The 569-nt window shown below is 56.4% G+C and carries 1 protein-coding gene; it reads left to right on the top strand.

Translation table 11 applies throughout. The features are described 5' to 3' along the window. Positions 1-227: 227 nt before the first annotated feature. Positions 228-458 (top strand): hypothetical protein, encoded by a 231-nt coding sequence (locus tag GSQ95_RS25045; protein ID WP_058778667.1) that lies wholly within the window; start codon positions 228-230, stop codon positions 456-458. Positions 459-569 lie beyond the last annotated feature (111 nt).

Genomic DNA, 569 nt, shown 5'->3' with positions numbered 1-569 from the left:
AACATTCTGAGGATGTATGCCGCTGACGTTGTCAGCAACATGCCCCAGGCAGTCTCGGATCTCACGACTGCGATGCGCTCCTAGCGCATTGATCCAAACCCAAGTTCGCTAAGCATTCGGTAGCGCGAACGTTTGACCGGCACCCCCGGTTGATGAATGCACCTTCCACCCACCCTCGACGGGACTACCCGTCAGGGCCGGTCTCCGTCTAAACCTGGAGACCTTCCATGAGAAGCGGTTTAGCGTTGTACCAGGCATTGCGATCCATCGATGTCTCGGAAGACAAGGCCACTGCTGTTGTCGATGCTCTGGAGACTGAAATGCAAACCCAGCTGGCTACCAAAGCTGATCTGGCACAGCTCAAGTCCGAGCTCGAACTCAAGCTCACCATCCGCATGGGCGTCATGCTCTCGGCCGCTGTTGGCGTCATGCTGACCGCGTTCAAGTTCATGCACTGACCTGGCACCACCCTTTCTGGCTACACCCACCCACGCGGGGAATACTCTTCCCCTCCTGGGCAAGGTGTTCTCCGTTTTCACCTATTGAAACTGGAGAGTCACCATGAGCAA

The organism is Pseudomonas sp. BAV 4579 (genome assembly GCF_009765395.1).
In the GTDB taxonomy this organism is placed as follows: Bacteria; Pseudomonadota; Gammaproteobacteria; order Pseudomonadales; family Pseudomonadaceae; genus Chryseomonas; species Chryseomonas aestiva.
The sequence above is the reverse complement of the archived record's forward strand: the minus strand, read 5'-3'. Positions and strand labels throughout refer to the sequence as shown.